General features: G+C 79.8%; 2 protein-coding genes. Both read right to left on the minus strand.

The genetic code is table 11. The features are described 5' to 3' along the window. Window positions 1–365: 365 nt before the first annotated feature. A complete protein-coding gene (locus tag EBM89_RS20345) occupies window positions 366–824 on the minus strand; it encodes a hypothetical protein (RefSeq protein WP_147463651.1) in 459 nt (152 codons plus the stop codon). Between the two features lie 420 nt (window positions 825–1,244). Next, the coding region (locus EBM89_RS20350; protein ID WP_233571887.1) for a helix-turn-helix transcriptional regulator at window positions 1,245–2,284 on the minus strand (1,040 nt) is incomplete at its 5' end.

The following is a 2,284-nucleotide window of genomic DNA, read 5'->3' on the forward strand; positions in this document are numbered from 1 at the left end:
CGCGACGGCGGCACCGGTGGGACGTGCCCGGGGGCACGTCGAGGCGCTCGCGGACGCGGGGCACCTCGGGGTCCACCGCCGCGGCGGCGCGGGGCGGACCGGACGCCGGTCAGGCGCGGCGCGGGGTGCGGCGCGGTGACCGGGGGCTGCTACTCGGTGCGTCGTCCACCGCGGTCACCTCCTCCTGGCACAGGGGTCGTCGGGGCTGCTCGGGCACGCGGCCCGGACCGGCACGGTCGGCCCCGCACTCGACAGTAGGCGGGGGCCGCTCCCCCGGCCGGCGTCCCTGCGGGGTACCCCCTGCCCGGCGGGACGGGACCTCCTGGTCCACCGACCGGGCGGCGACGACGGACCGGTGTCGACGCTCAGTCGCGCGGCCCCCGGGTCCGGACCAGCGCGATCCCCACGGCTCCCAGGACCAGCACGAGGAACAGGGCGGGCACGATCTGCGCCCCGGTCGCGGCCAGGCCGTCTCCGGAGCCGCCGCCCGCGAGCGCGTGGCTGCCCCGGTACACCACGTCCGCGTCGGTGAGGCCGCTGCTCCGCACCACGGTCGCCCCGGACGACTGCGCCGCCGCGCGGTGCTCGTCGTGGCGGGCGATCGGGTCCGGCAGCGGGACCTCGACCGACGTGGGCTCGTCCTCGGGCGCGTCGAGGGCCGCGTCGAACGCCGGCCGGTCGGGGTCGGCGACCGGCGCCACGAGGCGCCTGCCCTCGTCGGCCCCCCGCGCGCCCTGCGGCGCGAGGACGGCCAGCAGGACGGCGGCCGCCACGGCGGCAGCCGCCCGGCGACCTCCCCTGCTGGTGGACGTGATGCGGACCATGCCGTGCTCCTCCCCCTCGGTGGACCCGCACGGCCCGGGCGGGCCCTGCGGGTGGTGGTCGCCGTCCGCGGCGGGGCCGTGCGGCGCCCGCCGGGGTCCGGCGGACCGACCCTGACCGGGCCCCGGGGGGCGGTCAACGGCCTCGGGGGAGCCACGGCCCGGGCTGTCCTGAGCGGCTCCGGCGGCTGGGCTGAGCAGCGGGGACGGCCGTTCCCGGCGCTGGAGGGCCGGGCAGGCGCTCCGGTCTGAGCAGGTACCGGGGCCGCGCCACCCCGACCGCGCCGGCGACCACTCAGCCGGGAACCTGGCGGCCCCGTCCGCCCGATCCGCACGCCCGCACCCGCCCGGTGGGAACCCGAGGCACCCGGGTGGTGGGCGCCCCGGTGTCCCGCCGGCCGTCGACCGACCGTCGACCGGCGGTCAACCGGCCACGGTCGGCGTCCGCGGCACGAGCACCGGCTCGCGGATGAGGTCGGAGCGGGAGTGCAGGCCGAGCTTGTGCAGGCCCCGGCTCACGTGGTTCTCGACCGTGCGCACGCTCAGGCCGAGCTCGTGCGCGATCGCGCGGTTCGACATCCCCCGGCCCGCGAGCGCCGCGACCTCCTGCTCCCGGACCGTCAGCGCGCTCGGGCCGGCGTCGGCCGCCGTGGAACGGTCGGCGGGCCGGTGCCCGACGTGCAGGGCCGCCGCGGGCACCCCGAACGCCGCGGGGTCGGCGTCGGGGTCGTGCACCAACGCCTCCTGCCATCGCACGTGCCGCTCCAGCAGCGGGACCGGCGCCGCGTCGAAGGCCGCCCGCAGGCGGCGGACCCGGCCCGGGCCGTACGGGCGGGCGGCGTAGGACCAGCTGTGCAGGGCGGACGGCACCAGACCACGGCTCAGCAGGTGCTCGCCCGCCCGCCACAGCCGGCCCACCGCGGCGACCTCGTCGTCGGGCTCCGTCAGCTCCAGCACCGCCGCGACGGGCGCGACCGGGTCGAGCGCGCCCTCGTCCGCCTCCGCCGCGGTGACGCCGCGGGCGAGGGCGTCGGCCAGCCCGCGGTCGCCCCGGGTGGCGGCGAGCATCGCCCCCACCCGCAGTCCCCGCCGGTGGAACGCCCGGGCGAGCCCGCCGTCGGCGCCCGCCGCCGGGGTGGGCAGCACCACGGCGCGCGTCGCGACCTCCCAGGCCTCGTCCTGCTGCCCGGCGTAGAGCAGCACCTCGGCCAGCACCGTGGCGTGCACCCGCACCCCGACGAGGTCGTCCTCGGCCGTGGCGGTACCCAGCAGCCCGCGCTGGGTGTCCGCCGCCTCGGTCAGCCGGTCGAGGTACATCAGCCGGAGCCCCTCGACCCCGTCGAGGTACCTCCGGGTCGGGCCCGGGTCGACGGGGACGTCGGGTGCGGGGTCCAGACGACCGGACATCACGTCGCGCACGCGGTGCAGGACGCCCGGCGCGACCTCCGGCGCACCGGAGGTCG

The organism is Cellulomonas triticagri (assembly GCF_003696205.1).
GTDB lineage: Bacteria > Actinomycetota > Actinomycetes > Actinomycetales > Cellulomonadaceae > Cellulomonas > Cellulomonas triticagri.

Coding starts and splice junctions, on each gene's coding strand:
- EBM89_RS20345 (WP_147463651.1), bottom strand. CDS start 824: ATGGTCCGCATCACGTCCACCAGCAGGGGAGGTCGCCGGGCGGCTGCC.